Origin of the sequence: Desulfobotulus mexicanus (assembly GCF_006175995.1) — a bacterium.
GTDB lineage: Bacteria > Desulfobacterota > Desulfobacteria > Desulfobacterales > ASO4-4 > Desulfobotulus > Desulfobotulus mexicanus.
In genome coordinates this window covers 1-21498 of sequence record NZ_VDMB01000036.1, presented here as the reverse complement: position 1 = coordinate 21498, position 21498 = coordinate 1, and the positions used below count along the sequence as shown (strand labels likewise).

20 protein-coding genes, 1 tRNA gene and 1 rRNA gene are annotated in these 21498 nt (G+C 48.1%); 11 read left to right on the top strand and 11 right to left on the bottom strand.

Features of this window, described 5'->3' with window-relative positions; translation table 11 throughout:
- The first annotated feature begins 60 nt into the window (after nt 1-60).
- Nucleotides 61-177: ribosomal RNA gene (rrf, locus tag FIM25_RS15875) — 5S ribosomal RNA — on the top strand.
- A gap of 72 nt (nt 178-249) precedes the next feature.
- Here the strand turns inward: rrf and FIM25_RS15870 are convergent.
- Together FIM25_RS15870 and FIM25_RS15865 are read right to left on the bottom strand one after the other, a co-directional pair.
- A complete protein-coding gene (locus FIM25_RS15870) occupies nt 250-474 on the bottom strand; it encodes a hypothetical protein (RefSeq protein ID WP_139450836.1) in 225 nt (74 codons plus the stop codon).
- A gap of 46 nt (nt 475-520) precedes the next feature.
- A complete protein-coding gene (locus FIM25_RS15865) occupies nt 521-1195 on the bottom strand; it encodes a YkgJ family cysteine cluster protein (RefSeq protein WP_139450835.1) in 675 nt (224 codons plus the stop codon).
- 140 nt (nt 1196-1335) lie between these two features.
- Here FIM25_RS15865 and FIM25_RS15860 point away from each other — a divergent pair.
- The 7 genes from FIM25_RS15860 to arsM all read left to right on the top strand — a co-directional run bounded on the left by FIM25_RS15860 (nt 1336) and on the right by arsM (nt 8282).
- Nucleotides 1336-1411 (top strand) — tRNA-Val (locus tag FIM25_RS15860).
- A 408-nt stretch (nt 1412-1819) separates the two neighbouring features.
- Nucleotides 1820-3886, top strand: coding sequence for a methyl-accepting chemotaxis protein (locus FIM25_RS15855; protein WP_139450834.1), 2067 nt, complete (start codon nt 1820-1822; stop codon nt 3884-3886).
- A 230-nt stretch (nt 3887-4116) separates the two neighbouring features.
- The gene (locus FIM25_RS15850; RefSeq protein ID WP_139450833.1) at nt 4117-4953 is read left to right on the top strand and encodes a phosphate ABC transporter substrate-binding protein; all 837 of its coding nucleotides are present in this window, start codon (nt 4117-4119) and stop codon (nt 4951-4953) included.
- Between the two features lie 210 nt (nt 4954-5163).
- Nucleotides 5164-6045, top strand: a complete 882-nt coding sequence (locus FIM25_RS15845; protein ID WP_139450832.1) for a PstC family ABC transporter permease — start codon at nt 5164-5166, stop codon at nt 6043-6045.
- The gene (locus tag FIM25_RS15840; RefSeq protein WP_139450831.1) at nt 6042-6926 is read left to right on the top strand and encodes a PstA family ABC transporter permease; all 885 of its coding nucleotides are present in this window, start codon (nt 6042-6044) and stop codon (nt 6924-6926) included. The genes FIM25_RS15845 and FIM25_RS15840 overlap by 4 nt, the downstream gene beginning before the upstream one ends.
- Nucleotides 6923-7606 (top strand): phosphate ABC transporter ATP-binding protein, encoded by a 684-nt coding sequence (locus tag FIM25_RS15835; RefSeq protein WP_246052240.1) that lies wholly within the window; start codon nt 6923-6925, stop codon nt 7604-7606. The genes FIM25_RS15840 and FIM25_RS15835 overlap by 4 nt, the downstream gene beginning before the upstream one ends.
- A 67-nt stretch (nt 7607-7673) precedes the next feature.
- Nucleotides 7674-8282 (top strand): arsenite methyltransferase, encoded by a 609-nt coding sequence (gene arsM / locus FIM25_RS15830; RefSeq protein WP_218961477.1) that lies wholly within the window; start codon nt 7674-7676, stop codon nt 8280-8282.
- A 230-nt stretch (nt 8283-8512) separates the two neighbouring features.
- Here the strand turns inward: arsM and FIM25_RS15825 are convergent, their stop codons facing one another.
- Nucleotides 8513-9496: a cyclic nucleotide-binding domain-containing protein gene (locus tag FIM25_RS15825; protein ID WP_139450828.1), complete on the bottom strand. Its 984-nt coding sequence runs from the start codon at nt 9494-9496 to the stop codon at nt 8513-8515.
- A 180-nt stretch (nt 9497-9676) separates the two neighbouring features.
- Here FIM25_RS15825 and FIM25_RS15820 point away from each other — a divergent pair, with 180 nt between their 5' ends.
- Both FIM25_RS15820 and FIM25_RS15815 read left to right on the top strand, forming a co-directional pair.
- On the top strand, nt 9677-9946 hold the full coding sequence (locus tag FIM25_RS15820) for a DUF4160 domain-containing protein (RefSeq protein WP_139450827.1): 270 nt from the start codon (nt 9677-9679) through the stop codon (nt 9944-9946).
- Nucleotides 9936-10187: a DUF2442 domain-containing protein gene (locus FIM25_RS15815; protein ID WP_218961475.1), complete on the top strand. Its 252-nt coding sequence runs from the start codon at nt 9936-9938 to the stop codon at nt 10185-10187. Before FIM25_RS15820 ends, FIM25_RS15815 begins: the two co-directional genes overlap by 11 nt.
- Before the next feature lie 63 nt (nt 10188-10250).
- Here the strand turns inward: FIM25_RS15815 and FIM25_RS15810 are convergent, their stop codons facing one another.
- The 6 genes from FIM25_RS15810 to FIM25_RS15795 all read right to left on the bottom strand — a co-directional run bounded on the left by FIM25_RS15810 (nt 10251) and on the right by FIM25_RS15795 (nt 17219).
- Nucleotides 10251-11684: an MFS transporter gene (locus tag FIM25_RS15810; RefSeq protein ID WP_139450826.1), complete on the bottom strand. Its 1434-nt coding sequence runs from the start codon at nt 11682-11684 to the stop codon at nt 10251-10253.
- Nucleotides 11685-11800: 116 nt separating this feature from the next.
- On the bottom strand, nt 11801-11968 hold the full coding sequence (locus tag FIM25_RS17210) for a hypothetical protein (RefSeq protein WP_179953456.1): 168 nt from the start codon (nt 11966-11968) through the stop codon (nt 11801-11803).
- A gap of 96 nt (nt 11969-12064) precedes the next feature.
- The gene (locus FIM25_RS17400; RefSeq protein WP_218961474.1) at nt 12065-12832 is read right to left on the bottom strand and encodes an ATP-binding protein; all 768 of its coding nucleotides are present in this window, start codon (nt 12830-12832) and stop codon (nt 12065-12067) included.
- 105 nt (nt 12833-12937) lie between these two features.
- A complete protein-coding gene (locus tag FIM25_RS17395; RefSeq protein ID WP_218961472.1) occupies nt 12938-13777 on the bottom strand; it encodes an ATP-binding protein in 840 nt (279 codons plus the stop codon).
- Nucleotides 13778-13811: 34 nt separating this feature from the next.
- Complete coding sequence (locus FIM25_RS15800) at nt 13812-14912, bottom strand: radical SAM protein (RefSeq protein ID WP_179953455.1); 1101 nt, start codon at nt 14910-14912, stop codon at nt 13812-13814.
- Between the two features lie 3 nt (nt 14913-14915).
- Entirely contained in the window at nt 14916-17219 is a 2304-nt protein-coding gene (locus tag FIM25_RS15795) for a spermidine synthase (protein ID WP_139450824.1), read from the bottom strand.
- A 391-nt stretch (nt 17220-17610) separates the two neighbouring features.
- On the opposite strand from FIM25_RS15795, the gene FIM25_RS15790 reads away from it, so the two are divergent.
- Nucleotides 17611-18810 (top strand): ATP-binding protein, encoded by a 1200-nt coding sequence (locus tag FIM25_RS15790; protein ID WP_139450823.1) that lies wholly within the window; start codon nt 17611-17613, stop codon nt 18808-18810.
- Between the two features lie 51 nt (nt 18811-18861).
- Here FIM25_RS15790 and FIM25_RS15785 read toward each other — a convergent pair whose 3' ends face one another.
- Nucleotides 18862-21069, bottom strand: coding sequence for a DUF3427 domain-containing protein (locus tag FIM25_RS15785; RefSeq protein ID WP_281279342.1), 2208 nt, complete (start codon nt 21067-21069; stop codon nt 18862-18864).
- A 210-nt stretch (nt 21070-21279) separates the two neighbouring features.
- Nucleotides 21280-21498 (bottom strand): hypothetical protein (locus FIM25_RS17390; protein WP_218961470.1); only part of this gene is annotated, 219 nt, incomplete at its 5' end.

The following is a 21498-nucleotide window of genomic DNA, read 5'->3' as shown; positions in this document are numbered from 1 at the left end:
GAATGAATAAGGTGTAAAAGCCTTTAGTTCTTTTTTAATACAATACATCGAAATACAATTTTCGGTGGCGATGGCGTCAAGGTCACACCCGTTCCCATCCCGAACACGGAAGTTAAGCTTGACTGCGCCGATGGTACTGCATGGGCAACTGTGTGGGAGAGTAGGACGCCGCCGGATTCTTTTAACGCCCTGCCTTCAAGGTGATTTCACCTCGAAGACAGGGCGTTTTTTATTTGGAAGAAAATAAAATCAGGGTTTTTTATTCCTCATATCTTCTCTGTCTTTTTCATAGGTTTTTGAAAGGGGAGCTCTGTCCAGACGGTCAAAGCATCTTTCCTGTTCAGATTCGTGGAGCTGGTAGCAGTCTATCCGCTGATCATCAAATTTTGTTTCAAAGGTAAATTTTTCACCGCATCCGCAGAAAACCAAAGTTGCAACAACCATAGGTCCAAATAAAATCATTTTTTTATTCATGGTACAGTGTCTCCTTTCTGTAAGACCTGGCTGGTATTGAAGCTTTTTATTTTCCAGGGGCATCAAGGTTGAGAATACGGTGTATTTCTTCCAGAAGGGGCCTCAGTTTCTGCTGAAATGAAGGAGGAATCATGAGCATGGGGATTTTTCGGTTTTTTGGCATATACTGATCAGTACTTCCAGGATGATATGTTTCCATAAGAAGATCCAGAAGGTTCGCACTTCTGCCTTCTGCATCCAGGTGCTCTGTGGCCTGAAGAAAAAGAGTATGAATAATTACCTCGTTTTCTTCCATTTCTGCGGCATCGGAGCTTTCACAGCATTTTTTGGAAATCATACATCGACATGCCATGGGCCGGTGTGTGTAAATGGTGCATTTTCTGCTTGAGATGTCCAGAAGAGGACAGGGCCACCAGGAGGGATCAGCTTCATCTTCCGGGGGATTTTTCCCATCCATGTAGAGGGCTGCCATGCTGTTCAGGCTAAGGCTGGGGTGCAGGCGAGGAAGGGCAGGATCTGCTTTTGCTGCAGCACTGATTTTTTCTGCTGTTTCATTATTTATATGCGAAAGAATATATTCTGCCTCAAGGCTTGTGATTATGACATTGCGTGTGCAGCACAATGCGCAGCCCGGTGCGCAGGCTGAATGGAAATCAAGAAAGGTTTTTTCCTGCAGGGCGTAAAGTTCGGCAAGGGCGGGCAGTGCTGGATGGGAGGACATGGAAACTCCTTATTGTTTGTAATAAGTAAAAACTAAAGAAGCTTTGCTTTTTTTATAAAAAAAAGTCAAGGCGGTTGCGGATACGGCTTTCTTTTTCCTTGACCTGAAGGCTTAAAGGAGGTAAAGAAAAAACCTGTTTCAGGCGCATAGCTCAGTTGGTAGAGCGCTACCCCGACACGGTAGAAGTCTCCGGTTCAAGTCCGGATGCGCCTACCAGTATAATATTAAAGCCCGGTATGGTGAAAAACCTGCCGGGCTTTTTTGTCTCTGTGATTTGTAATACATTATTTCACCTGAAATTCTTTTGATTTAGTACAGCATGATCTTAATGAACTTTTTCACCTCTTTGATGTCTTAAGCCGCATTTGTATTCTATAAGTACAGCTTCTCCTTTTTTTTTGGACAGCTATTTGTTTTTTCATCCTGTTCACCCGGCAGGGCCTTCATATTGAAAAAAGCCTTTTTAAATGGACTTTTTCAGCATGTTTGGATAAGATTTCAAAATTAAAAAAATGTTTTCTGCTTGTCATGATTATTATTCTGCTCGGATTGTATACTGCACAAGTCTAAAATAGACAGCAGCCTTATACAGGGTAGTGTAAACCCGGTTCAAAGGAGATACCAATGCATTTTTTAAACAACCTTAAAGTTGGCAGGCGCATGGCTCTGGCCTTTGGCTTATTGACGCTCATTATCTTTTTTCTGGGTGGGCTTGGCTATGTGTCCTCCATAAGAACCGATAGTTCCGCAGATGAAATTGTGATGGTGCGCCTGCCCAGTCTGGATTCTGTGCTTGTCATGGAATATCAGCTGGAAAAGCTTATTTCTGCCCAGCGTATGCTATTAAATCCCAGAAATAGCATGGAAGTCAGAACAATTGCCTATTCTAACATTGATGCAGCACGAAAAAGCTATGGAGAGGCTGCGGATCTCTATGCTCCTTTGCCCCAGACACCGGAAGAAAGCCGGGAGTGGCAGGCTTTTCTCGATGTTCTTTCAAAATGGCGCAGTGTCAATGATGTTTTTTTGTCCCAGTCCCAGGAGATCGATGCTACGGGCATTTTGAATGCGGATGAACTCCTTGGATATATACAGATGTTTCGTTCGGATCATTATGCTTTGATGAATCGGGTGGCAAATTATATTTTGCTTGGAGAATCCTTTGACGGCGGAGAAGATCACAGGGAATGCAATTTTGGTCGCTGGCTGATCTCCTTTTCCACATCCAACAGAAATTTGCAGTCAGCCCTAAAATCTATGCATGAGCCCCACAGGAATTTCCATGAAAGTATAGCAAAAATCCGTAAGTCCATGGAAGAGGGAGACAGGGACGGGGCTTTGAGGATTTTTGATGGGGAGATGCAGCCTGCTGCTGAAAGTGTTTTTGAAATTTTCTTTGTTTTTCTGGATGAAGCTTTTCAGGTTCAGGAGATGCAGGATGGCATGACCCGAATGCTGGTGGAAGAGATTCTGCCTTTACAGGAAAGGGCCATGGCCCATCTGGACAGGGTTGTGGAAATTAACAGGGACATTGCCACACGGGAGGGGGCGGCACTGCAGGCCCTTTCAGAACGAAATAAAAGAATGACCCTTGTGGCCCTCTTTGTGGCCCTTGTTCTGGCGATAAGCTTTGGTATTATTATCACCCGCAGCATTGTTCTGCCTCTGGGTCAGAGTGGACGGATGTTTAAGTCCATTTCCGATGGAGACATGACCCGAACCGTTCCTCCGGATCTTTTGAATAGAAAAGATGAACTTGGGGATATGGGACGGCAGATGGGAGAAATGGCAAGTTCGCTGCGTGAAGTTTTTGGCCGCTTAAATGGCGGCGTAGAGACTCTGGCATCTTCTTCCACAGAGCTTTCCAGTATTTCTGAGCAGACAGCCCAGAGTGCTCAGGAATCCAGCACGCTTTCAGAAAGTGTGGCTGCTGCAGCCGAGGAAATGACCACTTCAGCCAAGGCCATGGCCCATAAAATGGAAGTTTCTTCGGGAAATCTTAACTCCGTTGCTTCGGCCATGGAGGAAATGACTTCTACCATAGGAGAGATTGCCACCAATACGGCAAAGGCCAACACCAGTACGGAAGAGTCCGTTAAAAGTATTGAAGGTTTTGCCCGGATGATGCAGGAGCTGGGAGGCGCTGCCCATGAAATCGGTAAGGTGACGGAAACCATTAACGGGATTTCGGATCAGACCAACCTTCTGGCCTTAAATGCCACCATTGAAGCGGCCCGTGCGGGTGAGGCTGGCAAGGGTTTTGCCGTGGTTGCCGGAGAAATCAAGGAGCTTGCCGGTCAGACGGCCAGAGCCACGGGGGATATCCGGGAAAAAATTACGGGTATCCAGACCGCTTCGGAAAGGGCTTCGGCAGATATTGAAGGGATTGTGCGGGGCATCCAGAATGTCAATCACATTGTGGGAACCATTGCCGCTGCCATAGAAGAACAGTCCTCTGCCATCCGTGAAGTGGCGTCAAACATTGCATCGGCATCTTCCATGGTGGAGGAGGCCAATGACCAGAGTGGTGAAATGAATCAGGTTTCAGGAGAAATCGCAAGAGACATGGCTTCGGTTAGTGCAGCGGCCAGTCAGGTGGAAAGCGCCAGTAATCAGGTTCAGGAAACTGTTAGGGAGCTTTCTGAGCTTTCCGAGGAAATCCGTGAAATGATGAGGCGTTTTAAGGTTTAAATAACAAATTGATCCGGCAGAGCTTTGAGGTTTCTTAGGCTTTTGACTGCTGGAGCTGAATATCTTGAAAAAGGCTGTTCCTTTGGGGGCAGCCTTTTTCTATGTTTGTTCATGTATTGTTTTTTTCTATCCATATTCTGTTTTCCATAGAAATACAAAATTTGCCCTGCCTCATTCCCCATGTTATCCCGACCTGTCATTCATAATTTATTCAAAAATAAGGAGTTTCAATGCGTTACATTCAAAAAATCTTTATGGTGTCTTTTTTGCTGATTTTTCCCTTTGTGGTTCAGGTTTATGCGGGAGAGTCCGTATCCTTTAAAGGAAAAAGTGGAACACTGCAGATAGCAGGGGGAACGGCCCATATACCTGTTATGCGGGATCTTGCCCGTCTGGTCATGACAGAGGCACCCTCGGTCCGCATTGCCATTGCAGGCGGTGGCTCCGGCGTGGGTATCCAGAAAGTGGGAGAGGGCCTTGTGGATATAGGAAATTCAGGGCGAAGACCTACGGAGCGTGAAATTGAAAGCTATGGCCTTGTCCTTTACCGCTGGGCACTGGATGGCGTGGCTCTGGCTGTCCATCCTTCCAATCCCGTTGATGGTCTGGATGCGGCAAGCCTTGCTGCCATTTATAAAGGGGAAATCAGAAACTGGAAAGAACTCGGGGGGCCTGACAGAACCATCACCCTTTATACCAGGGATGCTGCTTCTGGAACCCGTGAGGTTTTCTGGTCAAAAGCCCTTAAAAAGGGAGATATTGTGGATACTGCCCATGTGGTGGCTTCCAATGGAGCCATGAAAACGGCCATTACCCAGGATCCTGCTGCCATTGGCTATGTATCCGTAGGTCATCTGGAGCCGGGTATCAAGGGGCTTCGTTTTGAAGGTGTAATGCCCGGAGTGGATACTGTGCTTTCCGGTGCCTATACCGTTTCCCGTGGTCTTTACAGCAGCACAGAGGGTGAAGCCACCGGGCTGGCAGCGGATTTTCTGAATTATCTTTATACGCCTGAAGGACAGGCTATTATCCGGGATAAGGGTTTTATACCCGCAGACAGGGACTGATTCCGGCTTGGCTGATAGAAGATGAATTATTCTGGCATCCTCTGTACCGGATGCCAGCCGAACTGGCTGCTTATTCTTTGCCGGATTCGGTATAAATGAAAAAAATGCCCGGAAGGCGGAATCGCCTTTTCCGGGTACAATTTTGAAAAGAGACAGCTTTTCTTAAATATTTTAACACGGAGATTTTTGTCCGGGGGGCAGATTCAGGTAATGGAAAACCATTTTTTTTTAGCAAGGGGAAAAGGGGAAAGAATTTTTCTGCATTTTTGCGGATTTTCAGCATATTTCACTTTCTGTCTTGTGCTGCTGCTTTTTGGTTTTTTTCTTTTTTTTGCCTTTCCGCTTCTGAAGAGCGGTGGGTATTTCCTTTTGCTGGTGACACCCTGGCAGCCTCTGGCCGGTAATTACGGCATTGCCCCCATGATTGCTGGAACGGGTGTAATCAGTCTGCTGGCGGTATGCATTGCCTTTCCCGTATCACTGGGAGCGGCAGCTTTCTGTGAGGCGGATCTTGCCCATAAAAATCTTGTCCGCTGGATACGGCCTGTTTTTCAGCTTATGACGGGTATTCCCACGGTTGTTTATGGTTTTCTGGCGGTCTTTCTTCTGGTGCCTTTTCTCCGCAAGGCCATGGGAGGGTCCGGTTTTTCCATTCTTGCCGCATCCCTCATGCTGGCCCTTCTCATCGCCCCTACCATGATACTCTTTTTTTCCGATGCCTTCCGCGCTGTTCCCAAAGAAGATCTGCGAGCCATGACAGCCATGGGAGCCCGTCCTGAAGAAAAATTTGTTTTTCTGCTTCTGCCCCGGGCCAGAAGCGGTATCGTGGCGGGGGTGCTACTCGCCGCAGGCAGGGCCGTGGGGGATACCCTCATCGCCCTGATGCTGGCAGGCAACAGTCTGGCCTTTCCTTCTTCCCTTACGGAACCGGCCCGCACCCTGACAGGCCACATTGCCCTTGTGATGGCTTCGGATACCCAAAGCCCTGAGTTCAGGTCCATTTTTGCCTGCGGTCTGACCCTTTATCTGATTACCACCCTGCTGATTTTTTTCTGCAGAAGGCTGATGGTTTCTGAAAGGGGAAATGCATGAAGGCTCCCCTGCGCATGGCCATAAGAAGTGTTGCCTTTGCTGCGGCACTGGGGCTTTTTTTTATTGTTATTTTTCTGCTGGCAGCCCTTTTTGTGAAAGCACTGCCTGTGCTGGATATGCGCCTTCTGTTTGGGGATACTCCTCCGATGGAAGCCATAAGGGGAGCAAGGCCGGTATTTGACGGGCTCTTTCCTGCCATCTGCGGTACCCTTCTTCTTGTGATCTGTGCTGTGGTTCTGGCCCTTCCCATGGGTATGGGAGCTGGTATTCATCTGGCTCTGTCTGCCAGTCCCGGAACCCGTCGTCGCATCGGTTTCTGTGTGGATATCCTTGCTGGTATGCCTTCCATTCTCATCGGGCTTCTGGGATTTTCCGTCATCCTCTTTCTGTACCGTTACTTTCCCTTTATCACGCCGGGACTGCTGCCTGCAGCGGCTTCTCTGGCCTGCCTCATTCTTCCCTATCTCATCAGGGGAACCTGGCAGGCCATTAATACCCTGCCACCGGAACTTATGCGTACAGCCCTTTCTCTGGGTGCCAGCCCTGTGCAGGCGCTTCGGCATGTACTGCTTCCCGCTGCAAAACCCGGCCTTACGGGCTGCATCCTTCTTTCTGTTGGGCGTGCTGCCGAGGATACGGCCGTCATCCTTCTTACGGGCACCGTTGCCGCCTATGGTCTGCCATCGGGCTTCTGGGATCCCTTTGAGGCCCTGCCCTTTTTCATCTATACCACCGCTGCTGAATACTCCTCCCAGAGGGAGCTTGCCATGGGCTTTGCCGCATCCCTGATACTGGTGGGGCTTTGTGGCGGACTCTTCGGGCTTGCAGCACTGATCCGCAGAACCGTGCAGCTGAAAATTTTTACCGGAAAGTTGTCATGATGAACCAGAATATCAAAATCCGTATCCGGGATCTCAGTGTGGCCTATGGGAAAAGTCATGTTTTTTCAGGTGTCAGCCTTGATATACCGGAAGGCGCCATCACAGCGGTTACGGGACCATCCGGAGTGGGTAAGTCCACATTTCTTTTCAGTCTTAACCGCCTTTTGGAGACGGAAAGCCAGGTAAGGGTTTCCGGAAGTATTCTTTTGGGCGGGGAAAGGGGCTGGCAGGATATCCATGCAGCATCCACGGATGTGTATGAACTGAGGCGGAAGGTGGCTGTGGTGTTTCAGAATCCCAATCCCCTTCCCATGGGCATTTTTGCCAATGTGGCCCTCCCCCTCAGACTGAAGGGCATCCGGAAAAAGGCGGATCTGGAGGAAAGGGTTGTCAGGGCGCTGAAACAGGCCCATCTCTGGGAGGAGGTGGGACACAGGCTTGGTTCCGATGCCCGCACCCTTTCGGGGGGGCAGCAGCAGCGGCTGTGCATTGCCCGAAGCCTTGTGATGCAGCCGGAAGTGTTGCTGCTGGATGAGCCGACATCTTCTCTGGATGCGGCGGCGGAGGCTGCCATTGAAAGCCTGCTTCTGGATCTGAAAAGAACCTGTACGCTGGTGCTGGTTTCCCATTCAAGAAGACAGGTGGAAAGTCTTGCGGATCTGGAGCTTCCCATGGGATAATGCAGAAACAAAACAGGCTGTTTTTTTAGGCTTGTTAAAAGGATTTTAAAAAAATTCGGGAGGGCTCATGGGAAAGGATAAGGATACAGGTCATCTGATCCGCAGCCGTTATGGTGCTGTGGCGCAGGGCAGGGAAGAAGGGTGTTGCGGGGAAGGCAGTGCCTGTGGAGGTGGTCTGGCGGCCATTGAGGCTTCCCGGCTTGGTTACAGCAGAGAAGATGCCGCATCGGTTCCCCATGGAGCCGATCTGGGCCTTGGATGCGGTAATCCTCTTGCTCTGGCCGCACTCAGGCCGGGGGAAGTGGTGCTGGATCTGGGGAGTGGAGCAGGGTTTGACGCCTTTCTTGCGGCAGAACGTGTGGGCGAAACGGGTTTTGTCATTGGTGTGGACATGACTCCGGAGATGGTGGAAAAGGCCAGATCCAATGCAGAAAAAGCCGGGAAAGACCATGTTTCTTTTCGTCTGGGTGAAATTGAACATCTGCCCGTGGCTGATGCTTCGGTGAATGTGATCATATCCAATTGTGTGCTTAATCTTTCTTCACGCAAGGGGCAGGTTCTGAAGGAGGCCTTTCGGGTTCTGCGTTCTGGAGGGCGGCTTGCCATTTCCGATGTGGTGCAGGTGAAAGCTTTCACGTCGGCCATGGAAGAGCATCCCGATGCCCTCTGCGCCTGAGTAACTGGCGCCATAGCGCCGGAGCTTCTGGAGAAGCTCCTTGAAGATGCTGGATTTACGGATATCGAGATTGAGGTACAGGAAGAAAGCCGTGAATTTATCCGGGACTGGGTTTCCGGCATGGATGCAGGAGCCTTTGTGCGCAGTGCAAGGATTCAGGCGAAAAAGCCCTGACCCGAAAGGATTGAAATCTCACCAATAGACAGCCATGGTGCCTTGCACCTCTATTTTCATGTAAAATTTTTGGCATCCAGAAGGCGGTCGAATTTCACATGGATGGAATATTCGTAATCCATGTGGCAGAGCACTCCGGTAACCTCTCCTTTGCAGACGACGGGCTGGGGATTGCCGGTGTGGGGCAGCAGAAATTTCATACCCAGACGGTTTCCGAGGAGCTGGCGGACGGCCTGACCGTTGGCGGTTTTTATATAAAAGGACAGACCTCCCTGGGAAATGTCCGCCATGCGGCCCTGGGCAGGGGCCGTATCTTTCTGGCCAAGGGGCTGAAAAACGATGCTTCCCTGAACGGGAATGCGTTTATGGCTTCTCCGGTTGATGCCCTTGGCCTGTACCGTCTGGCCTTCCGATGGGGCAGAAATGGTGAAATCCCGCAGCTTGGGGCCAAGGCCCGGAAGGGTTTCGCTTAAAGAAAGCAGTGCTTTTCTTGTGAATACTCTGCCTTCACCCGGCATCAGGGCCACAAGGGAGCTGGTGCAGACGCTGCTTTTGTAAAAGGTTTCTTCACCGGCAAAACTTCCCGGCCCGACCCGGCGCAGCACGACCTCCTGACCCGCATCGGAGACGGAAACCAGATTCAGTGCCCCCTCATCCACAAAAAACAGGGTGTCATTCATCTCTCCTTTCCGGAACAGGATATCTCCGGATGAAAAGGAGAAGGGGCTTGTGGCGAAGAAAAATGCGCTGCGTTCTTCCTGTTTGAGCTGGTTATACCAGTTTTTCCAGAGGTGAAGGTGCTTTCTGTCTATGGCCCTGTTCTTTTCTTCTTCTATAAGCTCTGCGGCACTGACAACCAGATCAATGGCCAGGGCATCTACGTCCATCATCTGCTGGTACAGTCTATCCGCATGATCAAACTTATGGGCCGCAGCACAGGCTTTTACCAGGGCGAAGAGAAGTTTCATGGCATCTTCCCTGCGGCCTGCGGCAAGAAGTGCCTTGACCTGATCTTCCTTTGTTTTCAGGCTTGCTTTCATGATAAATCCTCAGGTGGCTTCCTGTCAGTTGCAAGCTTCAGTTTATAGCATCTTTTTTATTTTTTGAATCTTCTCTTTTCATATATATTCAGTTGCTTTACAAATCAACTCTGCTTATCTTTACAAAAAATAAATTGCCCGGTGCATTTTTTTCCGGACCGCATTGCAGGAGATCGCTGAATGCCAGTGTTATCAATATTTTTTGGTATTATTATCAGGATGAGGCACGATGACCATCCACCTCCCCATATCCATGCCGCTTACCAAGGGTTTGAAGCTCTGGTGGAAATCAGAACCGGCAATATAAGTGAGGGTCATCTTCCGAAAAAAGCTGCAAAAATAGTTAAAGAATGGTGTTTTGTGCATCAGATAGAACTGCTTGATAACTGGGAGAGGGCGCAGCGATTTGAACCTTTAGAGAGAATAAGGGGAGCGGATTATGATGATTAAAATTACTGAAGCAAAATATATGGGGGATTTCCGGATTGAATTGTCTTTTTCCGATGGAATGACCGGGATTTTCGACGGTAAAACCCTTCTTCAAAGAGATGGGGTTTTATTGCAGAAATTAAAAGATGAATTCTTTTTCAAAAGATTTTTCTTAGACTCCGGAGCGCTCAGCTGGCCCCATGGCCTTGAGCTGTCACCGGCAAAACTTTATCAAAACTGCAAAGAGCATGCGGCTGCATAATCTTATTTGTTTATTGCCCTGATCAGGTCACAGTTTGCTGTGAGACCATATTTGATGGGATTTTTATGGCTCTGATCTGCCATCCCTGCTTAAAAAGGTGACAGCAAAACAGAAAAGGCTGACACCGAGGCTGACCCATATAATGGTCTGAAAGCCCTGCTGGGAAGCGGCCTGCTCCATGATGCCCCCGGCACTTTCTCCGGTACTGTAGAGGGTGGCGTAAATTCCCACGCTGAGCATACCAAAAATGGACGGTAGCACGGATTTCACCGAGGAAAGAACACCGGAGGTTTCCGGTCTGGCGTGGGACATGGTGAGGGTGAGGATGGGCGCACAGTAAAAGCCCATGGCAAGCCCGTAGAGTACAAGGCAGCTCATCAGCCAGACTGTGGAAGAGGCTGGTGTGAGGTTAAGGAAAAAAATACAGGAGACAATGAAAAGAAGGGCTCCGCCCATGGCCGGAATCCGGGAGCCGATTCTGTCACAGAGCCAGCCCGCCAGAGGGGTGATGAGCATGGAAATCATGGGGCTTATGAAGAGAAGGTTTCCCGTGGCAAAGGCCGTCATGCCCCGGGCATCGATGAAGTAAAAGGGGAAGACTATGGCAAGCCCCTGCAGCAGAATATAGTAGCAGGCCGTGCCTGCCAGGGCAAAATTCAAAGGCGCATTGCGAAAAAGGGAAAGGGGCATGAGGGGATGGTCGGATTTTTTCTGGTATTTGAGGAAAAGAAATCCCGCCACAAGGGCAATGGCAAGTCCTCCGATAATTTCAGGCGAAAAGAGCAGGGATTCTTCCCATGAGTGCAGGGAAAAGACCAGAAAGCAGAGGCAGAGAAAGCTTGTGATGGCACCGGCCTTGTCAAAGCTTCCCCTGATGGCTGGAAGCTCCCGTTTTTTCAGCCAGTACATGCCCAGAAACAGACCCGCCAGCCCCACGGGAATATTCACCAGAAAGACCATGCGCCAGTCAAAGTGGTGGGAAAGAAAGCCACCCACGGGGGAACCCAGAGCAAAGCCGATACCCGCCATCATGCCATTGAAGGCAAAAGCTCGGCCACGGATTTTTTCCGGAAGATAGCGGATGACAATCACCGCATTGGTGGCAAAAATCATGGCTCCGCCCAGCCCCTGAACAAAGCGGAAAAGGGCAAGGGACCAGACATTCCAGGAAAAGGCGCAGAGAAGAGAACCCAGCACAAAGACAGCGTACCCCAGAAAAAAGATTTTTTCAGGCCCCTTCATGTCGCTGAGGCGGCCAAAGATCAGGGCCGTGCCCGTGAGGGCCAGCAGGTAGGAAAGAACAAAAATGGAGGCTTCCGATGTGCGGATACCAAAAAGGCTGCTGATTTCCGGCAGTACGATATTCACCACCGTGGCATCCAGATTTACCATGAAAATGGCCAGGGATGCGGTTCCTGCAACACAGAGGGTTTGGGTGAGGGAAGGAGACGCTTTTTCTTCCGGCGGGTTGTTCCGGATTTTCGGATCTGTTTTCATGAAAGGCCTGCCTGTGGGTAGGGGATTTTTCTGCTCAGATTCTATGTGTTTTTTCAGGTGCCGTCAATTCCAGGTTCTTTTCCTGTGCAATGCCCGACAGTCAAAAGGGGCCAGCCTCACCGCAACCACCAGCTTCCCCGTACATCGAGATTGACAAGGCCTGCCTTTTCTGCGGCCCTGACCACGTCCCTGTATTCTTCCGTGGAAATGCGCTGTGCAATTTCAGGATGATCAAAGGCTTTAGAAGATTGGCGGCTCCTGTCATCCCCCCTGGCTTTAGCCATGGAGAGGTTCAGCTGTGAATTGCATACATAATTGAATGTGCAGCAATTAGTGAGCAATTAATTTAATAATTGCTCGCAGCCTATTGTTGCAGCAATTCATGTATCGATCCATTTATAATAAGCCCCAGCTCCATGCCCCTCGGACTCCACCTGTTTATGCTCCTTACGCAATTGCTTCATAAGGCGGGTTACCTGATTCCGGTCAAAATGGAGAATCATTCTGATTTCCTTGTTGCGCAGTCCAGCTTCTCCTCTGCGGGCGCGTTCCATGAGAATACTGAGTATGCGGGCTTTGGCTGCTTCCCAGTCGATGCGTCGATTGCGGTCAGAGTGGCCGGTCTCAGCCAGTCTTTTATAGAGTTCCGGCCGCAAGGTCCAGTAGGTTCCACGTCCGCTTCCGCCGTGTTCGAGATAACCGGTTTTTTCCAATTCAGCTAATATTTCTCGCATTTGTGTATCTTTACGCTGACAGAGTGCCGCAGCAGCCAAGGTATCGATCTCAGGGTGTTTGAGAAGATATTGCAGCACCAGCAGGCTATCTAAGCCAAGATTTCGTCCCTTCCGGCTTTCTTCGGCAACAAAGAGCCTGAAAGTACCGGATATCTTGCGTTTCATGAATGTAAGCAATACGGAATCCCCGATTTCCTGAATGATAGGTGGCTCCTTACCCTCCATCAACAGGGATGCATACATCCGACCAACGCCGAGGTTACTGCGATTGACCAGGCGCAGGCGGGTGAGTGCATCTACCAGAAGAGGGTTCCGGGTCACCGGCTGGTGGTGCAGTATATTTCCTGGAGTGATCCCACCGATGAAACCGCCATTGTTGCTGATTTCGAGGCGATCAGCATGCAGCTTGACCATGACCGGGCCCGCTATGCGGAAGTCGGCATGGCAAAAGGCATTAATGATGGCTTCACGAAGCGCAATTTCGGGCCAGGTGCGATACTCGAAATGAAACAGGCCATGTTACAGCGTGGTGATCGGGTTATAGGGAACGATAAGTTCCTCAATACGGCTGACCGATATGGGGAGGGCCGACACCCGGTCTTCCCGGTTCTCGTAGTGCGTATCGGACTTCATCGACAGGAATGTCCAGTTGTGTCCGGGGATGTATTTGCGCAGAGCTGCCTCGGTTCCGGCAAGGAGTATGGCTGCCCGTGTAAACCGTTTATTGCGTATAAGGCCTATGGATGCGAGAAGCTCCAGATCATTCTGATGGAGAAGTTCCGACGGTGCCCGTTCAGCTTTGGCCATATTGCGAAGGGTCTCCATGCTGACGGCGGAAAGCAATGCTGGATTTATGACGGACACCGTTTCACCCGTAAAGTCGGTCTCCCCGGTTTCAACCGATATTTTACGACGAAGTGTTCCTGTCAAAGGTTGGCAGTCTTTGCCGATGCGTATAGTTCCTCTACCGGAGGTATCTGTATAGGGCGGCAGGCCGGGATGAATCTGCATTATCAGCAGACGCCCGGTTCCTTCGGATACTCGAAGTTCTTCGAAAACGGGCATGATTTTAGGATCGGTCTGATCATAGACGGACTTTTTCAGAATGTTGATATCCACTTCAGGTGGTACCCCAAGGATTGCGCGACCCTGGCCCTTTACTTTTTCAGCTACGCCGAAAACGACGGTGCCACCACCGCCATTGGCCATGCAGATTGCCATTTGCACGACTTTTTTCACGGCCTTGTCCATGCTTTTGGTATCCCACTGTTTGAAGTCCAGATCCTGGTCTTCAAGATCGTCGGCAATCTGATGGTCCAGTTCTCTGATGATCTGGTTTATTTCCTGCATCGTTCTCATATGGCTCCAGCTTTCTTTTGGGGGAGGGCCGGTCTCATCTCAACCACCAGCTTCCCCGTACATCGAGATTGACAAGGCCTGCCTTTTCTGCGGCCCTGACCACTTCCCTGTATTCTTCAGTGGAAATGCGCCGTGCAATTTCAGGATGATCAAAGGCTTTATAGGCAGGATTATACTGGGCCATGATATTGACATAGGTGTTTTCCGGAAGATTCCTTGCAATCCACTCAATAATTCTGACGGAATCCTTGGTATGGCCCGGCATTACAAGGTGCCGTATCATCAGGCCTTTTTTCATAATACCATCGGATTCAGGAAGGGCGGTGCCCACCTGCCTTTGCATTTCCAGTATGGCTCTGGCTGTAATTTCTCCGTAGCTGTCAGCACCGGCAGCATAATCCGATGATATGGAGCTGTCTTTGAATTTGAAATCCGGAAGATAAATATCCACGACTCCATCCAGCAGAGAAAGCACTTCAGCCCTTTCCCATCCGGAAGTATTGTAAACCACAGGAAGGCAAAGCCCTTTTTTTGCTGCCAGATCCAAAGCCCTCAGAATGGCGGCCGAATAATGGGTAGGCGTGACAAGATTGATGTTATGACAGCCCGCCTTTTGCATGGCAAGCATCCTGTCCGCCAGATTTTCAAGGCTGTGTCCTGCTCCCCGCCCGGCATGGCTGATTTCCCAGTTCTGACAGAATACACAGCGCAGATTGCAGTGGGAGAAGAAAATGGTACCTGATCCTCCCCTGCCCACAAGGGGTCTTTCTTCTCCGAAATGGGGATTTGCAGATGCAATGACCGGCAACATGCCCGGAGCCTTACAGAAGCCCTTTCCGCCACTGATACGGTCTGCCCCGCACTGCCTCGGGCAGAGCCTGCATTCTTTCATCATGGATTCAAGGGCAGCGGCCCTTTCTGCAAGCTCTCCGCTTTTGTGGAGCTTCAGGTATACCGGTTCAGAAGCTGAGGGCTTTTTCTCTTTGCCTTTAGAGGCAGACAATACCCGTGAATCCGAAGCATCTGCAGGAAAACCTTTAAAAAAAATGAAAGATAGTCCTGCTTTCAGACAGACCTTTGCTGTTTTTTCCATAAAGGCCCTTCGGGTAAGGCAGGTGTGGAAAAAATTATCCATTATTCACCTCCAGGGAAGATAGAAAAACTTCAGAAATAAAGCTGTCAGAAAAAGTCCCAGTTTTAATGTAAGCATGACCATGCAGGTGGCATACAGCCCGAGAACAGGGAGAAGCAGTACGCCTCCGGCCATACCCCCCAGCCAGCCACCCAGAAGGTCAGATCCATAAAAGAGTGCTGCGGTTCTGCTCTCATCATTTTTTTCTTCAAGATAAAGCCGGTTGGCCAAAGGAAACTGAATTCCCGTGATAAAGCCGCAGCTCAGGGCCAGCAGGAGAAAAAGAAGATTGGCGGCTCCTGTCATCTCCGCCTGATTTACCAGAAACTGCACACCTTTAATAAAAAGGGGGAGAAGACAGAGAAGGCCTGCCAATGCAATTTCTGTTTTATAAAAAAGGGAAAAGGTTTGTGGTATGGACTTCATCCATTTTTCTGCAACGGGAACTGCAAGGGCGGATCCGGCCATGAAAAAAGCAATTAACAGGCCGATCCATGAAAAAATATAGCCATAAACAGACTGAAAGGCAAAGATAAGAATAAGGGTGAAGAGCATGGCGCATGTACCGGTGGAAAAAACCGCAAGGGGTATGAAAGAGCGGATTTTTCTGGGGGAGAAGGCCATGTGAAGACCGGAAGCCAGCAGAAGGGGTAAGAGGAATAGAATGATGCCATCCATGCGGATATGCTCAAGTTTTCCATAAAAACGCCCAAAGTCAGGGGCATAAAGGGAGTTCCAGTAGGCTATGCTGTAAAACATGCCCACAGGCCTGAAGTCTTCATTTATTTTTGTACTGGCATCTTTTACGAAGTGCTGAAACCAGTTCGCCCAGCCTTCATGCAGCGGCTGTTCAATGTGCCATGGCAGGGCCTGCATAGCTCCCATGCCCCTTTCCTCCAGTACTTTCAGGGCCTTTTCTGCGTTCAGCTCCAGAATATCTGCGGATGGCGAAGCCAGAAAAATCTTTTTCCCATCTCCGGGGAGAACCCGGATAAAGGGAAAGACCTCACCAAGGGTATGAAAAATGCTGCTGCCAAGATCCTTAAGCTCCCTGTTCTGATATCCCATGGAACCGGGCAGAGTCAGAACCAGTATGCCCTCGGGTTTCAGCCTCCTTTGCGCAAGGGTAAAAAACTCTTTTGTGAAATACCTGTTGGTCTGAAGGGTGCCGGGTTCTGATACTCCTGTAAAAACAAGATCATAGAAAGTATCGCTGGATGCCAGAAAAAGACGGCCGTCCGCTGCGTGAATCCTGACCTCGGGCCGTTTAAGTTCGGCCTGCGTGAGGGGGGTACTAAAAATGTCCAGAAGTTCAAACAGCATGGGATCAAGCTCTGTATAATCAATGCTTTTCACACCGGGATGTTTGAGGATTTCAGTAATAAGTCCTCCTGCACCACCTCCCAGTATCATGATATGGGACGGTGAAGGATGGGCCAGAAGGGGCAGGTGGGCAAGTTTTTCAACAAAGGGGATATCCGGAATGGGTGTGATCAAAACCGGTACGCCGTCCTGAAAAAAGAGGTATTGCCCCTTGTTTTCCAGCACGCAGAGACTGCCGTAGGGCGAATTCCGGCAGACCTCAAGCCTGTGGGGCTGCCACTGGGCCTGGATGCTGATCTCATGGATGCGCTGGATCTGGCCGCTGAATATCAGCCAGATCAGGCAGCAGAAAACGGGAGTGATCCAGAAAGCTGTTTTTCTGCAGGAGGAATCCTTTTTATACATCAGCAGCACAAGGGCAAGGCAGACAGCCATATTAAAAAGAAAAATAAATGAAACAGTCTTAAGGGTATGACCCCAGGGGATCAGAAGCCAGGTGCAGACCACTCCACCGGCTATGGTTCCAAGGATTTCAAGACCATATACCCGTCCGCCAAGATTTTTCTTTTCATTATGGAAATGGGAAAGCAGGCGGCAGCTCAGGGTGAAAAGTGCCCCGTGCAGCATTCCGGCGGGCATGAGGATGAGAAAAGAGGTAACGAACATGGCATAAAGGCCCATGCTTTCGCCAATGGCAATGCCCATGATGTTTTTCACTATGCGAATCAGGGGAATTGTCGCCAGAAGTGAGCTGCAGAACAGGAAGGTCAGGAGAACAAAATTCCTGATGCTTTTTCCAGTCCCTTCCTTTTTTATTCCTGCCAGCAGACATCCGGCAGCCTCAAAAAGCAGCCAGTTTGCCAGTACCATGGCAATGGAAAGCTCATTGCCGGAAAAAACACTGAGAAGTTCGCGGATAAGGAGTATTTCTGCCGTTATTCCGCTGAACCCCATGAGCAGGACTGCGCAGTAAATAAGGTGTTTCATGGTGTCACGGGTGTCCGTCCAGGGTGATTGCTTTTAAAGCCCTGTAATTCAGAACCTTTAAAGATTCTATTCTGGGAATGCCTTTTTTTTGATCCCTCATACCACTCCCGCTTTTTTTTGGGTTTTCTAAGCTGCAATTTCTGTATTCCTGTAGTCTGAGCCATATTATCGTATTCCATACCCGGTAGGCCATAGAAAAAACCTCAAGACGCTTACAGGTGAGGGCTATCCCGAACTGAATCTCCCCATGGCTAAAGCGTGGGGCTTTGCGGCGACTTTTGGCAAGGGCCCATCACACTGAAATCCCGATCTGTAAAGTTTTTCGGTTATAATCGAAAAATTTGTTTTTTTGCATCTTGTTTTCAGGTATTATCTAAAAAAAGGAGGATGCATGAAAAAAAGAGATCTTTACCTGACAAAGCTCATACAGTTCAAAGATAAACCCCTGATCAAGGTGATTACAGGTATCCGTCGCTGTGGAAAATCCACCCTACTTTCCCTTTTTGAAGCGCACCTGAAAAAAAGCGGGGTGGAAGCGCACCGGATCATCCGCATGAATTTTGAATCCTTTGAATTCGATGGCATTACGGATTATAAAGCACTGCACAGCCATATCCGGAGCAGAATGCCAACTACCGAAAAATATTATATTCTCCTGGATGAGGTGCAGCAGGTCAATTCCTGGGAAAAAGCAATCAATGCTTTCTCGGTGGATGCGGACACAGACATTTACATCACAGGTTCCAATGCCTTTCTTCTTTCCTCTGAACTTTCTACTCTTCTTTCGGGGCGTTATGTGGAAATCCCCATGCTTCCCCTTTCCTTCAGGGAATATCTGGATTTTACCGGCCAGCATCAGAATGGAGATCTTCTTTCATCCTTTAATGCGTATCTGGAGCTGGGCGGGCTTCCAACGGTTGTGGATCTGATGGATGTTCCTGAAACCCTGCCGGCATTTTTCAGCGGCATATGCAATACGGTTTTGATGAAGGATGTGATGGAACGCAACAGGGTCAGGGACGCCGCCCTGCTTGAAAGTGTGCTGAAGTTTATCGCCGCCAACATCGGAAGCATTGTATCCACAAAAAAAATAAGTGATTATCTCACAAGAAGCGGCAGAAAAACATCCAGCGAGACCATAGACAGCTACCTTAAAATGCTTGAAAGCGCCTTCATCATCTACAGGGCCAGGCGGTATGATCTGAAGGGAAAGGCTTTTTTAAAGACACTGGAAAAGTTCTACATTGTTGACATGGGGATTCGCAATCATCTGACAGGGCTGAGAAATACCGATTATGGTCATGTTCTTGAAAATATAGTGTATCTTGAACTGCTGCGGCGGGGCTATGATGTGGCTGTGGGCAAGGTTGGGACGCTGGAGGTGGATTTCATTGCAACCAGGCTGAAGGAAAAATTATATGTTCAGGTTTCCGCAAGCATCATGGATGAACACACCCGGAAACGGGAGTTGCAGCCCCTTCAGGCCATCCCCGACAATTACCCGAAAATGATTCTCACCATGGATAAAACAATACCCAATGACTATGAAGGCATTAAGGTTCTTTATCTTCTTGATTTTCTTCTTGAATAACTTTGGAATCCGGCAAAGGAAACAGAGTGTCCCAAGTTTTCAGTTCCTTTGTCATCCTACTGCTAACTTTGCGGCATCACTCCATAGGTATGGAGGAAGGGGTTCTTGCAAACGCCAAGTGATGCTGATTGGTTGACTTCCATAATGAGATTCCAGATTAACCGGGCCAAGATTTACAAATCCCATTGCCCGTTTATACTCATCTGTAGTGTCTTCTCGAATAAATAATATGATTTTTTTATTGTTTTTTTGATGTTGAAGATAGGATAAGCCTTTCCCCTTATCTGGTCGTGCTGAGTTCTGAGATTGCCAATGGAATAAAATTTCATTGATTGCGTAATCATGGTAAAAAGTGGTTGGTGAAAATTTTTTGTCTGTTTTTTTAAGGGTTACAAAAAGAAGTTCACAGTTTAGATGTTTGATTTCTATAACGCCTTCTCGACTACTTGATTTTTTATCAAATCGGTTTATGCCAAAAGCTGCTAGGATTTGATCACGTGTGTATCTGGAGTGAATGTTTAAGGCGGAGGGAAATCCTATATCCATTGGAAGTTCAAAAGTTTCAATGTTTTTTAAAAGGTGGTTTACGACATCTAGGCATTCTAAGCGTAGTTTATTGTCACGGATTAGTGCAGAAAGTGATTTTTCAAGAGAATCAAATCCAAAATCTTTGCCAGGTTTTTGCCAGAAATCATAATGGGCCATAAGCGCCATCTGATTTTCTATTTCATTAGAAGTATCCCATGCGCCACTTTTCATAAGTCTTTGAATAAAAAGCAAGTAAGAATGAGAACTGCACTGTAAAAGTCTAATCGATATACTACGAAACATTGCCTGTTCAATTTTTTTATCTAGGGTGTCATCTGTAAATCCTGCTTGTACACAAAGGCGTGACCAACCACCTCCACCATTTATTTTGATTTTATAGATATCTTCTAGGGAAACCTGTGGGTAGAGGGTCATGAAATTGGATAGAGTTAATTTGAGGTTTGTTTGACTAGGGTATCCACGTATCCACTTGATAAGTTTTTGTTTGTTTACAATAGCATTGCGAATGTTTTTAAGGATAACCTCTTTTGCTTGTTTCTGAAGAACAATGGAACAACCCAGAGGAAGATGGGGGAAATCATCTTGAACTTCATCAATGATCGAAATATGTTTTTTTCCAATAAGAGCTCTGAATTTATGGCTAAAATCATATTCTGAATGTGCGTTTCCTACAAAATCTAAAACAGTCAGGCAATCTTTTCCATCAGAAAGTCGAAGCCCACGACCTAATTGTTGAAGAAAAACGGTAAGGCTTTCTGTCGGCCGAAGAAAGATAACTGTATCAATTTCAGGTATATCTACACCTTCATTAAAAATATCCACTACGCAGAGAATGTTTATTTCCCCTTTCACCAATTTTTCCCTTAGAGACACGCGTTCCTGAGAATTTGAACTGGTAAGGACTCCTGCCTTGAGTCCTTTCAGGCAAAATTTTTCTGCCATAAATTGCGCATGGTCTTGCGATACACAGAAGGCAAGGGCTTTTATTGTTTGAATATTTCCGAGAACGTCTTCCATGGTACGGAGAATATGACCCACTCGCTGGTCATTTGTCATGTAGATTCGTGTCAGTTCCGAAGGAAGATATCTCCCTTTTACCCACTTGACGCTGGAGAGGTCAACGGTATCGTCAACGCCAAAATATTGGAATGGGCAGAGGTGGCGTAGGTTTATTGCTTCGGGTAGACGGAGTTCTGCAGCAATCGTGTTGCAAAAATCTTCACTAATGTCGGTTCCATCATGGCGCTCAGGTGTAGCCGTAAGGCCAAGAAGAATTTTTGGGGTAAAACGATTCAGTATAGGACGGTAACTATTTGCTGCAATATGGTGAACTTCATCTACAATAATATAGTCAAAATAGTCAGGAGCTAGATCCAGAGAATCAATACGGTTATTTAGCGTTTGCACCGATGCGAAGAGTTCTTTGTAATGGTCTGGCTCTACACCACCAACCCAGAGCTCACCAAAAGACCTTGTGCGTAAAACAGCTCGAAAGGTGGCCAGCGCCTGTCTAAGAATTTCTTCACGATGGGCAACAAATAGGAGTTTTGCAGAAGGGTTTTTTTTATAAAAAGAGCGAAAGTCAAAGGCTGAAATAACAGTTTTACCCGTGCCTGTTGCAGCTACGATTAAATTTTTATGACGGTGATGTATGGTCCGTTCAACAAAGAGGCGTTCAAGAATCTCTTTCTGGTAGGGATGGGGTTCAATATCAAAGAAAAATTGCGCTTTTTCAGAGTATGATCCGCCACCACGCTCGCTTTGAAGGGCTTTTTTGAGGCGGGTACGGTGGGTTTCGTTTCCTGCATGGTAAGTTTCAAAATCGTGAGATTGCCAATAAGTTTCAAAGGTGGATTTAAATTTTTTTATAATATGGGGAATTTCTTGTGTTGTTACCTGAAATCCCGCTCTTTTTTATACCTACGCAGGTTCTTTAACTCCAAAGGCTTTAAAGATAGTCATTTGAAGTCTGGATAATGGAAAAAGGATTTTGGTTCCCTTGATTTCCTGTCTGCGCAACTTGGATAAAGTCAGAAGCAATTCCTTCATTGTCATTTTGCAATACAGTTTTTCCTGAAGCATCGTGTAGTGGATCTTTGACAACAATATGAGTGCCAGGAAACCTACGAAGGTTTTATT

Bases quoted from the DNA above. Each gene is read 5' to 3' on its own strand.
- FIM25_RS17210 (WP_179953456.1), bottom strand. From the start codon at position 11,968: ATGGCTAAAGCCAGGGGGGATGACAGGAGCCGCCAATCTTCTAAAGCC.
- FIM25_RS15815 (WP_218961475.1), top strand. From the start codon at position 9,936: ATGATGATTAAAATTACTGAAGCAAAATATATGGGGGATTTCCGGATT.
- FIM25_RS15825 (WP_139450828.1), bottom strand. From the start codon at position 9,496: ATGAAAGCAAGCCTGAAAACAAAGGAAGATCAGGTCAAGGCACTTCTT.
- FIM25_RS15855 (WP_139450834.1), top strand. From the start codon at position 1,820: ATGCATTTTTTAAACAACCTTAAAGTTGGCAGGCGCATGGCTCTGGCC.
- FIM25_RS15800 (WP_179953455.1), bottom strand. From the start codon at position 14,912: ATGGATAATTTTTTCCACACCTGCCTTACCCGAAGGGCCTTTATGGAA.
- FIM25_RS15845 (WP_139450832.1), top strand. From the start codon at position 5,164: ATGGAAAACCATTTTTTTTTAGCAAGGGGAAAAGGGGAAAGAATTTTT.
- FIM25_RS15820 (WP_139450827.1), top strand. From the start codon at position 9,677: ATGCCAGTGTTATCAATATTTTTTGGTATTATTATCAGGATGAGGCAC.
- FIM25_RS15810 (WP_139450826.1), bottom strand. From the start codon at position 11,684: ATGAAAACAGATCCGAAAATCCGGAACAACCCGCCGGAAGAAAAAGCG.
- FIM25_RS17395 (WP_218961472.1), bottom strand. From the start codon at position 13,777: ATGAGAACGATGCAGGAAATAAACCAGATCATCAGAGAACTGGACCAT.
- FIM25_RS15870 (WP_139450836.1), bottom strand. From the start codon at position 474: ATGAATAAAAAAATGATTTTATTTGGACCTATGGTTGTTGCAACTTTG.
- arsM (WP_218961477.1), top strand. From the start codon at position 7,674: ATGGGAAAGGATAAGGATACAGGTCATCTGATCCGCAGCCGTTATGGT.
- FIM25_RS15795 (WP_139450824.1), bottom strand. From the start codon at position 17,219: ATGAAACACCTTATTTACTGCGCAGTCCTGCTCATGGGGTTCAGCGGA.
- FIM25_RS17400 (WP_218961474.1), bottom strand. From the start codon at position 12,832: ATGGTCAAGCTGCATGCTGATCGCCTCGAAATCAGCAACAATGGCGGT.
- FIM25_RS15850 (WP_139450833.1), top strand. From the start codon at position 4,117: ATGCGTTACATTCAAAAAATCTTTATGGTGTCTTTTTTGCTGATTTTT.
- FIM25_RS15840 (WP_139450831.1), top strand. From the start codon at position 6,042: ATGAAGGCTCCCCTGCGCATGGCCATAAGAAGTGTTGCCTTTGCTGCG.
- FIM25_RS15790 (WP_139450823.1), top strand. From the start codon at position 17,611: ATGAAAAAAAGAGATCTTTACCTGACAAAGCTCATACAGTTCAAAGAT.
- FIM25_RS15865 (WP_139450835.1), bottom strand. From the start codon at position 1,195: ATGTCCTCCCATCCAGCACTGCCCGCCCTTGCCGAACTTTACGCCCTG.
- FIM25_RS15835 (WP_246052240.1), top strand. From the start codon at position 6,923: ATGATGAACCAGAATATCAAAATCCGTATCCGGGATCTCAGTGTGGCC.